Source organism: Blastococcus sp. CT_GayMR19, from assembly GCF_004570385.1.
Taxonomy (GTDB): Bacteria; Actinomycetota; Actinomycetes; order Mycobacteriales; family Geodermatophilaceae; genus Blastococcus_B.
Map to the genome: position 1 here is coordinate 1 of NZ_SPQL01000028.1, position 16736 is coordinate 16736.

Genomic DNA, 16736 nt, shown 5'->3' on the forward strand with positions numbered 1-16736 from the left:
CCGGGAGCCGGCGCACCCCGTCCCGCTCCCGGCGCCGGCGGTCCCCGCCCCGCGCCCGGTGTGCGTCCGGGTGGTCCCGGTCCCGGTGGTCCCCGCCCGGCCGCCGGCCCCGGCGGTCCGCGTCCCAACCCGGGGATGATGCCGCAGCGCCCGAGCCCGGGCATGATGCCCGGCCGTGGCGCTCCGGCGGGTCGTCCCGGTGGCGGCCCCGGTGGGCCCGGCGGCCGTGGTGGCCCCGGCGGTCCTGGTGGCCGTCCCGGTGGTCCGGGTGGCGGCGGTGGCGGCGGTTTCCGCCCCGGTGGCGGCGGTGGCGGCGGTGGCGGTGCCCCCGGCGCCGGTGCGCCCGCCGGCGGTGGCTTCCGTGGTGGCGGCGGTGGCCGTGGCCGTGGCCGTGGTGGCTCGGGTGCCGGTACCGCCGGCGCCTTCGGCCGTCCCGGTGGTCGCGGTCCGGTTCGTGGACGCAAGAGCAAGAAGCAGCGGCGTCAGGAGTTCGACTCGATGGCGGCGCCCAGCATGGGCGGCGTCCAGCTCCCGCGCGGCAACGGGCAGACCGTTCGCCTGCCTCGCGGCGCCTCGCTGACCGATCTGGCCGAGCGCATTAACGCCGAGCCGGCCGCGCTGGTCACCGCCCTGTTCCACCTGGGCGAGATGATCACCGCGACGCAGTCGGTCAACGACGAGACGTTGCAGCTGCTCGGTGCCGAGATCGGCTGGGTCATCCAGGTCGTCAGCCCCGAGGACGAGGACCGCGAGCTCCTCGAGACCTTCGACCTCACCTTCGGTGACGAGGAGGGCGACGAGGACGACTGGTCGTCCCGTCCGCCGGTCGTGACCGTCATGGGTCACGTCGACCACGGGAAGACCAAGCTCCTCGATGCCATCCGGCACGCCAACGTGGTGTCGAAGGAGGCCGGTGGCATCACCCAGCACATCGGCGCCTACCAGATCGTCACCGAGCTCGAGCACAACGAGCGGCCGATCACCTTCATCGACACCCCGGGCCACGAGTCGTTCACCGCGATGCGTGCCCGAGGCGCGAAGGTCACCGACATCGTCGTGCTCGTGGTCGCGGCCGACGACGGCGTCATGCCCCAGACGATCGAGGCGCTCAACCACGCCCAGGCCGCCGAGGTGCCGATCGTGGTCGCGGTCAACAAGATCGACAAGGAGGGGGCCAACCCCGCCAAGATCCGTCAGCAGCTCACCGAGTACGGCCTGGTGGCCGAGGAGTACGGCGGCGACACGATGTTCGTCGACGTCTCCGCGACGACCCGCCAGGGCCTCGACGAGCTGCTCACGGCCGTCCTGCTGACCGCGGACGCCTCGCTGGACCTGCGCGCCAACACCGAGCAGGACCCGCAGGGTGTGGTCATCGAGGGCAAGCTGGACAAGGGCCGGGGCCCCGTCGCCACGGTGCTCGTCCAGCGCGGCACGCTGCGCCAGGGCGACTCGATCGTGGCCGGCGACGCCTACGGGCGCGTCCGTTCGCTGCTCGACGAGCACGGCAACAAGCTCAAGGAGGCCCTGCCGTCGCGGCCGGTCCAGGTCGTCGGCCTGACCTCCGTGCCGCGTGCCGGTGACACGTTCCTCGTCGTCGACGAGGACCGCGTGGCCCGCCAGATCGCGGACCGCCGCCAGGCCCGCATCCGCAACGCGCAGAACGCGTCGATGCGGAAGCGGATCAGCCTGGAGGACCTCGACGCCGCGCTCAAGGAGACCCGTCAGCTCAACCTGATCATCAAGGGCGACAACTCGGGCACCGTCGAGGCGCTCGAGGAGGCGCTGATGAAGATCGAGGTGGACGACGACATCTCGCTGCGCGTCATCCACCGCGGCGTCGGTGGCATCACCAAGAGCGACATCGACCTGGCGCTGGCCGACGACGTCATCGTCCTCGGCTTCAACGTCCGGGCCGAGGGTCAGGCCACCGAGCTCGCCAACCGCGAGGGGGTGGATGTCCGGTACTACACGGTCATCTACCAGGCGATCGACGAGATCGAGGCCGCGCTCAAGGGCATGCTCAAGCCCGTCTTCGAGGAGGTCCAGCTCGGCACGGCGGAGGTCCGCGAGGTCTTCCGGGTGCCGAAGATCGGCAACGTCGCCGGTTCGCTGGTCCGCAGCGGCACGATCGTCCGCAACTCGAAGGCGCGGCTCGTGCGTGACGGTGCCGTGGTCGCCGACAACCTGACGGTGGAGTCCCTCCGCCGGTTCAAGGACGACGCGACCGAGGTCCGCGAGGGTTACGAGTGCGGTATCGGGCTGGGGTCGTTCAACGACATCAAGCCCGAGGACGTGATCCAGACCTTCGAGATGCGCGAGATCCCGCGCACCTGAGTCGACCGGGGCCGTGGCCGGGGGAATCCCCGGCCACGGCCCCGCACCAGCGGCAGGACGGGGGAGTCGGCGTGTTCACCGGGTCGATGACCGCCGACCTGCTGCTGGGGGACGTCCACTCGCTCAAGGGCAAACGCGCCGTGGTCCGGCCGATCGTGGCCGAGCTCCGGCGCCGCTTCGCGGTGGCTGCCGCGGAGGTGGGCGGGAACGACCTGCACCGCCGCGCGCAGGTCGGTGTCGCCACGGTCGCCGCCGAGGCCGGGCAGGTCGCCGACGTGCTCGACGCCTGCGAGCGGTTGCTGGCGGAGCGGCCGGAGGTGACGCTTCTCTCGACGCATCGTCAACTCTTCGCCGACACCGACGAGTGACACCACACCGACCTGCCCTGTCCGCCCCGGTGCCCGGCCCGCCGAACGCGAGCCGCACCCTGAACGAGGAGGTCCGATGGCCGACCCGGCCCGCGCCCGCAAGCTGGCGGTGCGCATCCGACAGATCGTCTCCGCCGCGATCGAGATGCAGATCAAGGACCCCCGACTGGGCATGGTCACGGTCACCGACGCGAAGGTGACCGGGGACCTGCGCGAGGCCACGGTGTTCTACACCGTCTACGGCGACCCGCTCCAGGTCGAGGAGTCGGCCCGGGCGCTCGCCAGCGCCACCGGCGTACTGCGGTCCACGGTGGGCAAGCAGACCGGCATCAAGTTCGTGCCGACGCTCACCTTCATCGCCGACGTCGTCCCGGACACCGCCCGGGAACTGGAAGAGGCTCTGGAACGGGCCCGGCACGCCGACGCCCAGCTGGCCCGCGCCCGCGAGGGCGCGCAGTACGCCGGCGAGCCCGATCCCTACCGCAAGCCCGCGGAGGACGACGAGGCCGACCAGGACGACGCCCTCGATGCCCAGTCGGCCGACGATGTGCCCGCACCGTCGAGGAGCGCGTCATGAGCGAGGTCGATCCGGACCCGTACGAGCCCGGGCAGGGGAAGCCGGAGCTCGGCGGCCGCGAGGCGCCCGAGGCCGGTGACCCCACCGACGGCGGGAAGCACGGCGAGATCGGCTCGGTCCCGAGCATCGCGGCCGACGAGCCGGACGAGGCCGGTTCCGGCTACCCGGTCGGCGGCGGCTCGGTCGTGGAGGAGCAGAACGCCCCGCCCGTCGCCGACCCGGGCCCCTGACGCCGGTGGCACGGCACTCCTCCGGTTCGGGCGCCCCGTCGGCGCGAACCGCGGCCTCCGTCCTGGCCCAGGCGGCGGACGCCCGCGCGATCGTCGTCCTCTCGGGGCACGTGCAGCCCGACGCGGACGCGCTCGGCAGCACCCTGGCCCTCGCCGAGGCACTCCGGCGTCAGGGTGCGCGCGTCCTGGCCACGTTCCCCGACCCGTTCACCCTGCCCCCCTCGCTGGGCTGGCTGCCGGGCAGCGAGGGCCTGGTGCCCTCGTCGGCGGTGCCGTCCTCGCCGGACGTCTTCGTGAGCCTGGACGCGGCGTCGACCGGGCGGCTCGGTGAGCTGGCGGGTCTGCTCGACGCCGCCGGGACCTCGGTCGTCCTCGACCACCACGCCAGCAACCCCGGCTTCGGCGACGTCCGGCTGATCGATCCGGAGGCGCCGGCCACGGTCGCCCTCGTGGCCGGCCTGCTGGACGAGCTGGGCGTGACCCTCGACGTCGAGCTCGCCACCTGCCTCTACGCCGGCCTGGCGGCGGACACCGGCTCGTTCCGCTTCGGCAACACCACACCGGAGACGCACGAGCTCGCGGCCCGCCTGCTGGCGACCGGGATCGACCACGCCGCGATCAGCCGGCGGCTCTTCGACTCCGCACCGTTCGGCTGGCTGGGCCTGCTGTCGGTCGTCGCCGGGCGCGCGGCGCTCGAGCCCGATGTCGGCGCCGGCCTGGTCTGGACCTGGTCGAGCTCGGCCGAGGCGGCCGAGCACGGTCTGCGGGGCGAGCAGCTCGAGGCCCTCGTCGACGTCGTCCGCGCCACCGAGGAGGCCGACGTCGCCTGCGTGCTCAAGGGCCAGGACGACGGCTCCTGGTCGGTCTCCCTGCGCTCGCGCGGCGCCACCGACGTCGCCCGGGTGGCGATCGCGCTCGGCGGCGGCGGCCACACGCTCGCGGCCGGCTACACGTCGACTCTCGACCGGGAGGCCACGGTGGCGCAGCTGCGGACGGAGCTTGCGTAGCCCCTCCGTCCTCGCGCTCGCTCTCCCCGCCCTCGTCGTGCTGGCCGCGGAGCCGCTGTACCTGCTGGTCGACACGGCCGTCGTCGGGCATCTCGGCACGGTCCCGCTGGGCGGGCTGGCGGTCGGGGGTGGGCTGCTCGCCTGGGCCGCGGCCCTGCTGAACTTCCTCGCGTACGGGACCACGGCCCGTGCCGCCCGACGTGCCGGTGCCGGCGACCGGGCCGGCGCCGTCGCCGAGGGCGTCCAGGCCACCTGGCTGGCCCTCGGGCTGGGCCTGGCCGTCCTGCTGCTCTTCCAGCTCCTCGCCGGACCGCTCACCCGCCTGCTGGCCGGGGGCCCGGGCGACGTCGCCGCCGCCGGTGAGCAGTGGCTGCGCATCGCCGGACTGGGCGCGCCCCTGCTCCTGATCTCCCTCGCCGGGAACGGCTGGCTGCGCGGCGTGCAGGAGCTGCGGCGCCCGGTCCGCTACGTCCTCGCCGGCAGCCTGCTGAGCCTCGTCCTCTGCCCCCTGCTCGTGTACCCGGCGGGACTCGGCCTGGCCGGCTCGGCGGTCGCCAACGTCGCCGGTCAGGCACTCACGGCGGCGCTCTTCGTGCGGGCCCTGCTGCGGGAGGACGCCGACTGGCGGCCGAAGTGGCGCGCCATCGGCAGCCAGCTGGTCATCGGCCGTGACCTGCTGCTGCGCGCCGCGGTGCTGCAGCTGTCCTTCCTGGTGGCCGCCGGCGTCGCCGCCCGCGCCGGCACCGCCTCGCTCGGCGCCCACCAGATCGCCCTGCAGCTGTTCTTCTTCCTCGCCCTGGTGCTCGACGCCTACGCGATCGCCGCGCAGACCCTCGTCGGGCACGCGCTCGGCGCGAACCGGCCGGCCGTGGCCCGCGCGACCGCACGGCGGGTGGCGCTGTGGGGCCTGGCCACCGGCGTGGGCGTCGCCGCGCTCCTGCTGGCGCTGCGCGACCTGCTGCTGCCGCTGTTCACCGGCGACGCCGCGGTGCTCGCGCAGGCCGAGGTCGTGTGGTGGTTCCTCGCCGTCATGCAGCCGCTGGCCGGGGTGGTCTTCGCCCTCGACGGCGTGCTGATGGGCGCCGGCGACGTCGGCTACCTCCGCACCCTCACCATCGGCTCGGCCGTCGCCGGGTTCCTGCCGCTGTCGCTGCTCGCCGCTCCGCTCGACTGGGGCCTGGCCGGCGTCTGGACGGGGTTGTGCCTCTTCATCGCGCTGCGCCTGGTCGGCGTGCTGGTCCGGGTGGCGGGGGACAGGTGGCTGAGCGCGCCTGCAACGGTGGGGACATGAGTCCCCGCAGGCCCGACGCCGATGTTCCGCCCGGCCTGCTGCTGGTGGACAAGGCGGGCGGGATGACCTCGCACGACGTCGTCGCCCGGGCGCGGCGGGTGCTGTCGGTCCGCAAGGTCGGGCACGCCGGCACCCTCGACCCGATGGCGACCGGGCTGCTGGTGCTCGGGGTCGGGGCGGCCACCCGCCTGCTGGGACACGTCGGTGGGCACGACAAGACCTACGAGGCGACGATCCGGCTCGGCCAGAGCACGGTCACCGACGACCGCGAGGGCGAGGTGCTGACCACCACGTCCACGTCGCACCTGGACGACGACGCGATCCGGTCCGCGCTGGCCGCGCAGACCGGACCCCTGCAGCAGGTTCCGTCGGCGGTGAGCGCGGTCAAGGTGGACGGCCGCCGCTCCTACGACCGCGTGCGTGCCGGCGAGGCGGTCGAGCTCGCGCCCCGGTCGGTCACCGTGCACGCGCTCGACGTGCACCGGATCGACCGGCCGGGCCCCGACCTGGTGGACGTGGACGTCACCGTCCGGTGCACGGCCGGCACCTACATCCGGGCGATCGCCCGGGACGCCGGGGCGGCTCTCGGCGTCGGCGGGCACCTGACCGCACTGCGGCGCATCGCCTCCGGGCCGTTCGGCGTCGACCGCGCGGCACCGGTGGAGGAGGCCGGGGCGGCGCTGCTGGCGGGCGGCAGCCGCGGATTCCTCGGCCTCACGGAGGCCGCGACCCTGGTCTTCCCGACCCGGTCGGTCACGGACGAGGAGGCCCGGGCGCTCACCTACGGCCAGCGCATCCCGGCGACCGGCGCTCCGGGGCTGCACGCCGCCGTCGACCCGGGGGGCCGGCTCTTCGCCCTCGTCGAGGACGCCGGACCGTCCGCGCGGGTCACGGTGGGGTTCCCGCCGTCCTGACCTGTGACAGCCTGCGAGACGTGACCCCGCTCGACGCCCGGCTCGCCGCACTGGACGCGCAACTGGCGCCACTGCCCGGTGTCCTCGTCGCCTTCTCCGGCGGGGTCGACTCCGGCGTGGTCCTCGCCGCCGCGGTCCGCGCGCTGGGGACCGACATGGTTATCGCGGCCACCGCGATCTCCCCGAGCCTCCCGGCCACCGAGCGCGCCGCCGCCGCCGCGTTCGCCGCCTCCCTGGGGGTCCGGCACGAGCAGCCGCGCACCGACGAGCTCTCCCGCGAGGGGTACCGCGCCAACGCCGGCGACCGCTGCGCGTTCTGCAAGGCCGAGCTCGTCGACGTCCTCACGCCGCTGGCGGCGCGCCTCGGCATCGCCGACGTGGTCACCGGCACCAACGCCGACGACCTCCGCGCCGGCTTCCGGCCCGGCATCCGCGCGGCCGCCGAGCGCGGCGCCTGGGCTCCGCTCGCCCGGGCGGGCATGACCAAGGACGACGTCCGTGCCGCCGCCCGGCTCTGGGGGCTCCCACTGGCGGACAAGCCCGCCGCCGCCTGCCTGGCCAGCCGGATCGCCTACGGCGTGCCGGTCTCGGCCGCGGCGCTGGCCCGGGTGGAGGCCGCGGAGACGGCGCTGCGCACGGCGCTCGCCGCGGCCGGGCTGGCGGTCCGCGACCTGCGCGTGCGCGATCTCGGGCACGACACCGCCCGGGTGGAGGTGGACGCCGAGCACGTGGCCGAGATGACGGCGCGGCCGGACCTGCTCGCGACCGTCGCCGGGTTCGAGCGGGTGGAGGTCGATCCCCGCGGGTTCCGGTCCGGATCGATGAACGAGCTGCTGCCGGACCCGGTCCGCTACCGCTGAGCGGCCCTTCCCTGGGCCGATCGTGCGATCCGCGCGGCGGCCACACCCGCGCCGAAGCCGTTGTCGATGTTCACGACGAGCACGCCCGGGGCGCAGGCGGTCAGCATGGTGAGCAGTGCGGCCAGCCCCTCGAAGGCCGCGCCGTAGCCGACCGAGGTGGGCACCGCCACGACGAGGCGGTCGGTCAGCCCGGCGACGACGCTGGGCAGGGCGCCGTCCATCCCGGCCACCACGACGACGACGTCGGCCGCGGCCACCTCGGGAGCGACCGCCAGCACGCGGTGCACCCCGGCGACCCCGACGTCGTCCACCCGCCGGCAGCCGACCCCGCTCGCGGCCAGCGTGGCGGCGACCTCGGCGGCCACCGGGCCGTCGGAGGTGCCTGCAGTGAGCACCAGCACCGAGCCGACCGGCGTGGGCAGCTCGCCGACGAAGGCGCAGCGGGCCTCCGGATCGAGGACCGCGTCGGGCCAGCGCTCGAGGATCGCGGCGGTCGTCGCGGCGTCCACGCGGGTCGCCCATGCGAGAGCGGCGCCGTCGTCCAGGAGCGCGGCCAGGCAGGCGACCGTCTGCGCGGGCGTCTTGCCCGCGGCGTAGACCACCTCGGGTGTCCCGGTGCGCTCCGCGCGGTCGAGGTCCAGCCGGGCGAAGCCGAGATCGGCGGTGCGGTGCGGACTCACCCCATCAGCGTGCCCCATCGCGCGATTGACCAGCGCCCCCGCCGGGAAGGGGTAGCCGCATGAGCGCAACGAGAACGACGGGCGAGCGAGCATCGCAGCGAGGAACGAGCGAGGAGCGGAACGAGCCCGGAGTCGAGAGATGAGCATCGTGAAGATCAACGCCGTCACCGTGCCCCCGGACAAGCAGGCGCGCTTCGAGGAGCGGTTCCGGGGCCGTGCGGGCGCGGTCGAGAAGACCCCGGGCTTCGAGTGGTTCGAGCTGCTGCGGCCGCTGGAGGGCACCGACCAGTACCTCGTCTACACCCGGTGGACCACCGACGCCGACTACCAGGCGTGGCAGCAGTCCCAGAACTTCGACCGTGCGCACGACGGGGGAGGGGACACGCTCGCCCCGGCCGCCGCCGACTCCCACCACCTGTGGTCCTACGAGGTCCTGGAGTCAGCCGGTCCGCACGCGGACCAGCCGCAGCGGGCCTGACCCGGCGGCTACTGTGAGGCGCCGGCCCCCACACGGGGCCGGTGCCGATCCGTCGCACTCGCAGGTGGGAGCCATGACCGACACGCTCGCCGACAGCCGTACGTCTTCCGGGATGTTTGCCGAGGGCGTGCCGCTCGTGGTGGAGGACGTGCCGCGTCGCCCCGTCGTGGAGCGCGAGGGCGTGCTGGCCGACCCCGGGTTCGGCCGGCACTTCACCGACTCGATGTTCGTGGCGCGCTACCGCGTGGGAGAGGGCTGGCACGACGCCCGGCTCACGGCCTACGCGCCGCTGCAGCTGGACCCGTCGACGGCCGCCCTCCACTACGCCCAGTCGATCTTCGAGGGCCTCAAGGCCTACGCCCAGCCCGACGGCAGCGTGGCCACGTTCCGGCCCGAGGCGAACGCGGCCCGCTTCGCACGGGGAGCCCGCCGCCTGGCCATGCCGCCCGTGCCCGAGCAGGCGTTCCTCGCCGCCGTGGACGCCCTCGTCGCCGCCGACCGCCCGTGGGTTCCCACCGGGCCGGACCAGACGCTCTACATCCGCCCGTACCAGCTGGCCAGCGAGCCGTTCCTGGGTGTCCGGCCGGCCGCGGAGTACCTGTTCCTCGTCATCGCCAGCCCGGCCGGCGCGTACTTCCCGCGCGGCGTCCAGCCGGTCTCGGTGTACCTCTCCGAGGACTACATCCGGGCGGCTCCCGGCGGCACCGGCGACGTCAAGTGCGCCGGGAACTACGCAGCCAGCCTGCTGGCGCAGGAGCAGGCGATCGCGGCCGGGTGCGACCAGGTGGTGTGGCTCGACGCCGTCGAGAAGCGCTACGTCGAGGAGATGGGCGGGATGAACCTGTTCTTCGTCCTCGGCTCCGGCGACGACGCGGAGCTGGTCACGCCCGCGCTCACCGGCACGCTGCTGCCCGGGATCACCCGTGACTCGCTCATCACCCTGGCCCGCGAGCTGGGTCATCCCGTCACCGAGCGCCTGTTCAGCGTGGACGAGTGGCGGCAGGGCGTCGCCGACGGCACGGTCACCGAGACCTTCGCCTGTGGCACCGCCGCCGTCATCACGCCGGTCGGCGACGTCAAGGCGCGCACCGGCGATTTCACCGTCGGCGACGGGACGCCCGGCCCGCTGACCATGCGGCTCCGCGAGACGCTCCTCGACATCCAGCACGGGCGGGTGGCCGACACCCACGGCTGGCTGCACCGGGTCGCCTGACGCCCCCGGATCGATCGACCGTGCTGCGCTGGCGGGGGCTCGAGGTGACCCCCGGTGACCTCGGCCGGACCGTGGTCACGGTCGGGATGTACGACGGCGTCCACCGCGGGCACCAGGTGCTCATCGGTGCGGCGGTGGCCCGGGCCCGGGCGATGAACCGTCCCTGCCTGCTGCTCACCTTCGACCCGCACCCGGCCGAGGTGGTGCGGCCCGGCTCGCACCCGGCGATCCTCACGTCGATGGACCGCAAGGCCGAGCTGGTCGCCGGGCTGGGCGTCGACGCCATGTGCGTCCTGCCGTTCACGCCCGAGTTCATGCGGCTGGCGCCGGAGACCTTCACCCACACCGTGCTCGTCGAGCACCTGCACGCCGCCGCCGTGGTCGTGGGGCCCAACTTCACCTACGGGTACAAGGCCAGCGGGAACTTCGACACCCTGGTCGCCGAGGGACGGCGGTTCGGCTTCGGGGTGGAGGGCGTCGCACTGGCCAACGTGGGCGCGGAGGACGGTGAGGGGGACGCGGAGGTCACGATCTCCTCGACCTACATCCGGGCCTGCGTGGCGGCCGGCGACATGGTCACGGCCGCCCGGGCGCTGGGCCGCCCGCACCGGGTGGACGGCGTCGTAGTCAAGGGCGACCGCCGGGGGCGCGACCTGGGCTACCCGACGGCCAACGTGGAGACGCCGCCCTTCACCGCCATCCCCGCCGACGGTGTCTACGCCGGTTCCCTGGTGACCCGTGACCCGCGCAGCGGAGCCAGCCGGGAGCGGTTCCCAGCGGCGATCTCCGTGGGCACGAACCCGACGTTCCAGGGCAGCCGGCGCACGGTGGAGGCGTTCGTGCTCGACTGGGACGGCGATCTCTACGGCGACCACGTGGGGGTGGAGTTCGTGCAGCGGCTCCGCCCGATGGCCGCTTTCGCCGACGTCGACGGCCTGCTCGCGGCGATGGCCCAGGACGTGACCGACACCCGCTCCATCCTGGGCATGTAGCCTGGGAGTCCGTCGGGGGAACCCGACGTGTGTGCAGCCTGCCCCCGTGATTCAAACCGGGGGCCACACGTGACCCGCCCCGGAGGCGAACCATGGCGCTCGAGAGCGCTCTCAAGAAGCAGATCATGACCGACTACGCGACGGTCGAGAACGACACCGGTTCGCCCGAGGTCCAGGTCGCGATGCTGACCCGTCGGATCAGCGACCTCACCGAGCACCTCAAGATGCACAAGCACGACCACCACAGCCGGCGGGGCCTGCTCCTGCTGGTCGGCCGGCGTCGCCGGCTGCTGAACTACCTGGCCAAGACGGACATCACCCGATACCGCTCGCTCATCGAGCGGCTCGGTCTGCGCCGCTAGTACGTCGAGGGGGCCGTTCCCGGTAGCACCGGGGCGGTCCCCTTCCTCGTGCAGCACCCGCTGCACGGGGAGAACCGGCCCGCCGCCGGACGCGTCCCCGATGGACCGGTCCTCGGTAGTGGCCCCCGGGATCCCGTCCACCGATGAGTGGCCTCCCCTCCCGAGGGGAACGGCATCGCCCGAGGGCTTCGATCGAGCACCGGTCGCCCGGACGCAGGACGGCGAGAGGCCGTCAGAGGAGTCGCAGGTCGGCACGAAGCCGATGCGACGAGAAGAGAGAAGGACACATGTCCGCACCCACCATCACCGCTCAGTTCGACGCCGAGGACGGCGTCACCACCGCCACCGCGGTCATCGACAACGGCAGCTTCGGCAGCCGCAGCATCACCTTCGAGACCGGCCGGCTCGCCCGTCAGGCCGCCGGCTCCGTCGTCGTCACCATGGGCGACACCATGCTGCTCTCGGCCACCACGGCCGGCCGGCAGCCCAAGGAGCAGTTCGACTTCTTCCCGCTGACGGTCGACGTCGAGGAGCGGATGTACGCCGCCGGGCGCATCCCCGGCTCCTTCTTCCGTCGCGAGGGCCGCCCGTCGGAGGACGCGATCCTCACCTGCCGCCTGATCGACCGGCCGCTCCGCCCGACCTTCGCCAAGGGCCTGCGCAACGAGGTCCAGGTGGTCATCACCGTCCTGGCGCTGGACCCCACCCACGTCTACGACGTGCTGGCGATCAACGGCGCCTCGGCGTCCACCCAGCTCTCCGGCCTGCCGTTCTCCGGCCCGGTCGGCGGCACCCGCGTCGCCCTGGTCAACGGCCAGTGGATCGGCTTCCCGACGCACACCGAGCTCGAGGACGCCGTCTTCGACATGGTGGTGGCCGGCCGCCTCCTCCCGGACGGCGACGTCGCGATCATGATGGTCGAGGCCGAGGCCACCGAGAAGACCATCGAGCTGGTCGCCGGTGGCGCCCCTGCCCCGACCGAGGAGGTCGTGGCCCAGGGCCTCGAGGCCGCCAAGCCGTTCATCAGGGCGCTGTGCGAGGCGCAGTCCGCGCTCGCCGAGAAGGCCGCCAAGCCGGTCCAGGAGTTCCCCCGCTTCCTCGACTACCAGGACGACGTCTACGCCGCCGTCGAGGCGCAGGTCGGCGACAGGCTGGCGCAGGCCCAGCAGATCGCCGGCAAGCACGAGCGCGAGGACGCCACCGACGCGCTCAAGGACGAGGTCAAGGCCGCGCTGGCCGGCCAGTTCGAGGGTCGCGAGAAGGAGATCTCCGGTGCCTTCCGGGCGCTGACCAAGAAGGTCGTCCGCCAGCGCATCCTGCGCGACAAGGTCCGCATCGACGGCCGCGGCCTGACCGACATCCGGCCGCTGTCGGCCGAGGTCGAGGTCGTGCCCCGCGTGCACGGCTCGGCACTGTTCGAGCGCGGCGAGACCCAGATCCTGGGGATCACCACGCTGAACATGCTCCGCATGGAGCAGCAGCTGGACACGCTGAGCCCGGACAACCGCAAGCGCTACATGCACAACTACAACTTCCCGCCGTACTCCACCGGCGAGACCGGTCGCGTGGGCTCGCCCAAGCGGCGCGAGATCGGGCACGGCGCGCTCGCCGAGCGGGCGCTCCTGCCGGTGCTGCCGAACCGCGAGGAGTTCCCCTACGCGATCCGTCAGGTCTCCGAGGCGCTGAGCTCCAACGGCTCGACGTCCATGGGCTCGGTCTGCGCCTCGACCCTGGCGCTGCTCAACGCCGGTGTACCGCTGCGCGCCCCGGTCGCCGGCATCGCCATGGGCCTGGTCTCCGACGAGGTCGACGGCAAGACGGAGTACGTGGCGCTGACCGACATCCTCGGTGCCGAGGACGCGTTCGGTGACATGGACTTCAAGGTCGCCGGCACCAAGGACTTCGTGACGGCCCTCCAGCTGGACACGAAGCTCGACGGCATCCCCTCCGACGTGCTCGCGGGCGCGCTGACCCAGGCCCGCGCGGCCCGGCTGCACATCCTCGACGTGATGCTCGAGGCCATCGACGGTCCCGACGAGATGAGCCCCTACGCGCCGCGCGTGACCACGGTGCGCATCCCGGTCGACAAGATCGGCGCGGTCATCGGCCCCAAGGGCCAGATGATCAACGCGATCCAGGACGAGACCGGCGCGGACATCACCATCGAGGACGACGGCACGATCTACGTCGGCGCCTCGGACGGTCCCTCGGCGCAGGCCGCGGTGGACCGGATCAACGCCATCGCCAACCCGCAGATGCCCAAGGTCGGCGAGCGCTTCCTCGGCACGGTCGTCAAGACCGCCCCGTTCGGTGCCTTCGTCTCCCTGCTCCCGGGCAAGGACGGGCTCGTGCACATCAGCAAGCTGGGTGCCGGCAAGCGCATCGGCAAGGTCGAGGACGTCGTGAACGTCGGCGACAAGCTGCAGGTCGAGATCACCGACATCGACGCCCGCGGCAAGATCAGCCTGGTGCCGGTCGAGGCCAACGCCGAGGCCGCTCCCGCTCAGGACGCGGCGCCGGCCGAGGCCGCCGCGCCTGCGGGTGAGTGACGACAACTGAGTTGGGGACCGGGGCGGGTGCTGCTGCATCCGCCCCGGTTCCCGTCGGGGTGACCGAGCTGCTCGACCTCGACGAGGTCGGCGGCAGGGTGGAGCGCACCGAGCTCCCCGGCGGGCTGCGGGTCCTCACCGAGACGATGCCGGGCGTCCTGTCCGCGACGCTCGGGATCTGGGTGGGCGTGGGCTCCCGCGACGAGGGTCCGGCCGTGGCCGGCGCGTCACACTTCCTCGAGCACCTGCTGTTCAAGGGGACGGCGACCCGCTCGGCGCTGGACATCGCGACGGCGATGGACGCCGTCGGCGGTGAGATGAACGCGTTCACCGCCAAGGAGCACACCTGCTACTACGCGAACGTGCTCGCCAGCGACCTGCCCCTCGCGGTCGCGCTCCTCTCCGACCTGGTCACCGAGGCCTGCAACACCGCGGCGGATCTGGAGTCGGAGCGCACGGTGGTCCTCGAGGAGATCGCCATGCGCGACGACGAGCCCTCGGACGCCGTGCACGACCTGTTCTCGGAGACGCTCTTCGGCGACACGCCGCTCGGCCGGTCGGTGCTGGGCACGGTCGAGTCGATCGAGGGCCTGACGCGCGAGGACGTGCACGGCTGGTACCGCGACCGGTACGCGATGCCGTCGGTCGTCGTCACGGCCGCCGGTCGGGTGGAGCACCAGCAGCTGCTGGACCTCGTCGGTGCCGCGTTCGGGCAGCGCCTGTCCGGTGACGCACGTCCCGCGCCCCTACGGCTCGGGGAACCCGCGCCCGCCCGCCCGGCCCGGCCGGCCGGGCTGATCTCCCGGCGCACCGAGCAGACCCACCTGCTGCTCGGCACGCCGTCCATGGGCCGGCTGGACGAGCGCCGGTACGCGGCGTCGATCCTGGACGCCGCGGTCGGCGGCGGGATGAGCTCCCGGCTGTTCCAGGAGATCCGGGAGAAGCGCGGCCTGGTCTACAGCGTGGGGTCCTCGCTGACCCACTACGCCGGCTCGGGATCCTTCTCCGTGTACGCGGGGTGCTCGAAGAAGCGGGTCCCGGAGGTCCTGCGGCTGATCCGTGAAGAGCTGGCCCGCGTCACCGCCGAGGGCCTCGACGCCAGGGAGGTGGCTCGCAGCAAGGGCCAGCTCAAGGGCGGCCTGGTACTGGGGCTGGAGGACACCGGGTCCCGGATGAGCCGGCTGGGCAAGAGCGAGCTGTCCTACGGCGAGTACCTCCCGGTCCGCGAGGTGCTCGGCCGGCTCGACGGTGTCGACGAGGACCAGGTGCGCGCGGTGGCTGCCGAACTGTTCGCCCAGGACATGTGCCTGGCGGTCGTCGGTCCCTACCGCGAGTCCGACCTCGACCGGCTCTGACCACCGCCCTCCGATGCCGGCCGCTGTGCTTCCCAGGGTCCGCTCGGGGCGGGTGGTCTTCGCCTCGGTCGTCGTCGTCTCGCTGGTCGTGCTCTTCGCGCCGGCCGGCGACGTGCCGGGAGCTCCGCCGGGCGTCGACAAGATCGTCCACGGCGTGCTGTTCCTCGCGCTCGCGGCTACGGGTCGGTGGGCCGGCCTGCGGCCCGCGGTCCTCCTCCCCGCGCTGGTGGTCTACGCCGCCGGCAGCGAGGTACTGCAGGGGTTGCCCGCGATCGGACGGACGACGTCCGCGGCTGACTGGCTGGCCGACGTCGTCGGCCTGGTGACCGGGCTCGCTCTGTGGGAGCGGTTCGCCGCTCGGAAGCGGCGCTGACCGGGACGCGGTGTTGCATCCCGGGCCGCCGCCGGGAAGCCTGACCGCGTGATCACCAGCACCTCCACCCCGGACCATCAGCACGCGTCGTCCTCCGAGGGGGCGGTACCCCTGCTCAACGTGGGGGTCCTCGGCGCCCGCGGGCGGATGGGTACCGAGGTCGTGAAGGCCGTGAACGAGGCCGACGACCTCGAGCTGGTCGCGATGGTCGACGACGGCGACTGGCTGTTCAACGTCGCCGACGCCGGAGCCCAGGTGGTCGTGGACTTCACCCGCCCGGACGTCGTCATGGACAACATCCGCTTCTGCATCGACCAGAACATCCACTGCGTCGTCGGGACGACGGGCTTCGACGAGGCACGGCTCGCGACCGTCGCCGAGTGGCTGGAGCCCAAGCCGGAGCTGGGCGTGGTCATCGCCCCCAACTTCGGCATCGGGGCGGTGCTGCTGATGAAGTTCGCCCAGGAGGCGGCCCGGTTCTTCCCCTCCGTCGAGGTGGTGGAGCTGCATCACCCCAACAAGGTCGACGCGCCCTCCGGGACGGCGGTGCGCACCGCACGTCTCGTGGCCGCCGCCCGCCGCGCCGCCGGGCTCCCGCCGGCGCCGGACGCCACCACCGATGCACTGGACGGGGCCCGGGGAGCCGACGTCGAGGGTGTGCCGGTCCACGCCGTCCGACTGACCGGCCTCGTGGCACACCAGGAGGTGCTCATGGGTGCGGCGGGGGAGACCCTGACCCTCCGGCACGACTCCTACGACCGGGCCTCGTTCATGCCGGGGGTGCTGCTCGCGGTACGCGAGATCAGCCGGCGCCCGGGGCTCACCGTGGGGATCGAGAGCTTCCTGGGCCTCTGAACCGGACGCCGGAGGGACCCCCCTGCACGGCCTCTCAGGGTCGTGTATGGTTCTCCATGCGCCGCGCGGCCCGGAAGGGCCGCCGGACCAGACCCCCCTCGGGGGAGCTCTTGGAAACCGGCGTAGAGTTGGACCTCCAGCCAGCGACGAAGCCCGAGAGGGTCGAGTTTCTGTGCGTCCGCTCCTTGAGAACTCAACAGCGTGCCGAAAGTCAGTGCCAAGTAATACCCCGTGCCGGGGCCTTCGGGTTCTGGTTTGGGATTCCTTTGGTTGATTGATATCGAGAGCGTCCAGTTCT

The 16736-nt window shown here is 73.2% G+C and carries 17 protein-coding genes; 16 read left to right on the forward strand and 1 reads right to left on the reverse strand.

The window, feature by feature from the left end; translation table 11 throughout:
- Window positions 1-498 precede the first annotated feature (498 nt).
- From infB to larE, 8 genes are all read left to right on the forward strand, one after another.
- The gene (gene infB / locus E4P39_RS21605; protein WP_245160029.1) at window positions 499-2334 is read left to right on the forward strand and encodes a translation initiation factor IF-2; all 1836 of its coding nucleotides are present in this window, start codon (window positions 499-501) and stop codon (window positions 2332-2334) included.
- A 71-nt stretch (window positions 2335-2405) separates the two neighbouring features.
- Window positions 2406-2702 carry a DUF503 domain-containing protein gene (locus E4P39_RS21610; RefSeq protein ID WP_135138698.1) on the forward strand — a complete coding sequence of 99 codons (297 nt, stop codon included), beginning with the start codon at window positions 2406-2408 and terminating at the stop codon, window positions 2700-2702.
- A 76-nt stretch (window positions 2703-2778) separates the two neighbouring features.
- The gene (gene rbfA / locus E4P39_RS21615) at window positions 2779-3279 is read left to right on the forward strand and encodes a 30S ribosome-binding factor RbfA (RefSeq protein WP_135138699.1); all 501 of its coding nucleotides are present in this window, start codon (window positions 2779-2781) and stop codon (window positions 3277-3279) included.
- Window positions 3276-3509 (forward strand): hypothetical protein, encoded by a 234-nt coding sequence (locus E4P39_RS21620; RefSeq protein ID WP_135138700.1) that lies wholly within the window; start codon window positions 3276-3278, stop codon window positions 3507-3509. Before rbfA ends, E4P39_RS21620 begins: the two co-directional genes overlap by 4 nt.
- 5 nt (window positions 3510-3514) lie before the next feature.
- Complete coding sequence (locus E4P39_RS21625) at window positions 3515-4516, forward strand: bifunctional oligoribonuclease/PAP phosphatase NrnA (protein WP_245160030.1); 1002 nt, start codon at window positions 3515-3517, stop codon at window positions 4514-4516.
- Entirely contained in the window at window positions 4509-5807 is a 1299-nt protein-coding gene (locus tag E4P39_RS21630; RefSeq protein ID WP_135138702.1) for an MATE family efflux transporter, read from the forward strand. The genes E4P39_RS21625 and E4P39_RS21630 overlap by 8 nt, the downstream gene beginning before the upstream one ends.
- Window positions 5804-6721, forward strand: a complete 918-nt coding sequence (gene truB, locus E4P39_RS21635) for a tRNA pseudouridine(55) synthase TruB (protein ID WP_135138703.1) — start codon at window positions 5804-5806, stop codon at window positions 6719-6721. The genes E4P39_RS21630 and truB overlap by 4 nt, the downstream gene beginning before the upstream one ends.
- 20 nt (window positions 6722-6741) lie before the next feature.
- Window positions 6742-7581 (forward strand): ATP-dependent sacrificial sulfur transferase LarE, encoded by an 840-nt coding sequence (gene larE, locus E4P39_RS21640; protein ID WP_135138704.1) that lies wholly within the window; start codon window positions 6742-6744, stop codon window positions 7579-7581.
- On the opposite strand, the gene larB is transcribed toward larE, so the two are convergent.
- A complete protein-coding gene (larB, locus tag E4P39_RS21645; protein WP_245160031.1) occupies window positions 7572-8261 on the reverse strand; it encodes a nickel pincer cofactor biosynthesis protein LarB in 690 nt (229 codons plus the stop codon). The two genes, larE and larB, sit on opposite strands and share 10 nt — an antisense overlap.
- A 139-nt stretch (window positions 8262-8400) precedes the next feature.
- Between larB and E4P39_RS21650 the strand changes: the two genes are divergently transcribed.
- From E4P39_RS21650 to dapB, 8 genes are all read left to right on the forward strand, one after another.
- On the forward strand, window positions 8401-8739 hold the full coding sequence (locus E4P39_RS21650; protein WP_135138705.1) for an antibiotic biosynthesis monooxygenase: 339 nt from the start codon (window positions 8401-8403) through the stop codon (window positions 8737-8739).
- A gap of 73 nt (window positions 8740-8812) precedes the next feature.
- Window positions 8813-9952 (forward strand): branched-chain amino acid aminotransferase, encoded by a 1140-nt coding sequence (locus E4P39_RS21655; RefSeq protein WP_135138706.1) that lies wholly within the window; start codon window positions 8813-8815, stop codon window positions 9950-9952.
- 20 nt (window positions 9953-9972) lie between these two features.
- On the forward strand, window positions 9973-10944 hold the full coding sequence (locus E4P39_RS21660; protein WP_135138707.1) for a bifunctional riboflavin kinase/FAD synthetase: 972 nt from the start codon (window positions 9973-9975) through the stop codon (window positions 10942-10944).
- A 92-nt stretch (window positions 10945-11036) separates the two neighbouring features.
- Window positions 11037-11306, forward strand: a complete 270-nt coding sequence (rpsO, locus tag E4P39_RS21665) for a 30S ribosomal protein S15 (protein ID WP_135138708.1) — start codon at window positions 11037-11039, stop codon at window positions 11304-11306.
- Between the two features lie 287 nt (window positions 11307-11593).
- Entirely contained in the window at window positions 11594-13855 is a 2262-nt protein-coding gene (locus E4P39_RS21670) for a polyribonucleotide nucleotidyltransferase (RefSeq protein ID WP_135138709.1), read from the forward strand.
- 59 nt (window positions 13856-13914) lie between these two features.
- Window positions 13915-15210, forward strand: a complete 1296-nt coding sequence (locus E4P39_RS21675; RefSeq protein WP_245160032.1) for a pitrilysin family protein — start codon at window positions 13915-13917, stop codon at window positions 15208-15210.
- Between the two features lie 52 nt (window positions 15211-15262).
- On the forward strand, window positions 15263-15583 hold the full coding sequence (locus E4P39_RS21680) for a VanZ family protein (RefSeq protein ID WP_245160034.1): 321 nt from the start codon (window positions 15263-15265) through the stop codon (window positions 15581-15583).
- Between the two features lie 48 nt (window positions 15584-15631).
- Window positions 15632-16438, forward strand: coding sequence for a 4-hydroxy-tetrahydrodipicolinate reductase (dapB, locus tag E4P39_RS21685; RefSeq protein ID WP_135138712.1), 807 nt, complete (start codon window positions 15632-15634; stop codon window positions 16436-16438).
- The last annotated feature ends 298 nt before the right edge of the window (window positions 16439-16736 follow it).

Coding starts and splice junctions, on each gene's coding strand:
- infB (WP_245160029.1), top strand. CDS start 499: ATGGCGGCGCCCAGCATGGGCGGCGTCCAGCTCCCGCGCGGCAACGGG.
- rbfA (WP_135138699.1), top strand. CDS start 2,779: ATGGCCGACCCGGCCCGCGCCCGCAAGCTGGCGGTGCGCATCCGACAG.
- E4P39_RS21620 (WP_135138700.1), top strand. CDS start 3,276: ATGAGCGAGGTCGATCCGGACCCGTACGAGCCCGGGCAGGGGAAGCCG.
- truB (WP_135138703.1), top strand. CDS start 5,804: ATGAGTCCCCGCAGGCCCGACGCCGATGTTCCGCCCGGCCTGCTGCTG.
- E4P39_RS21650 (WP_135138705.1), top strand. CDS start 8,401: ATGAGCATCGTGAAGATCAACGCCGTCACCGTGCCCCCGGACAAGCAG.
- E4P39_RS21655 (WP_135138706.1), top strand. CDS start 8,813: ATGACCGACACGCTCGCCGACAGCCGTACGTCTTCCGGGATGTTTGCC.
- rpsO (WP_135138708.1), top strand. CDS start 11,037: ATGGCGCTCGAGAGCGCTCTCAAGAAGCAGATCATGACCGACTACGCG.
- E4P39_RS21670 (WP_135138709.1), top strand. CDS start 11,594: ATGTCCGCACCCACCATCACCGCTCAGTTCGACGCCGAGGACGGCGTC.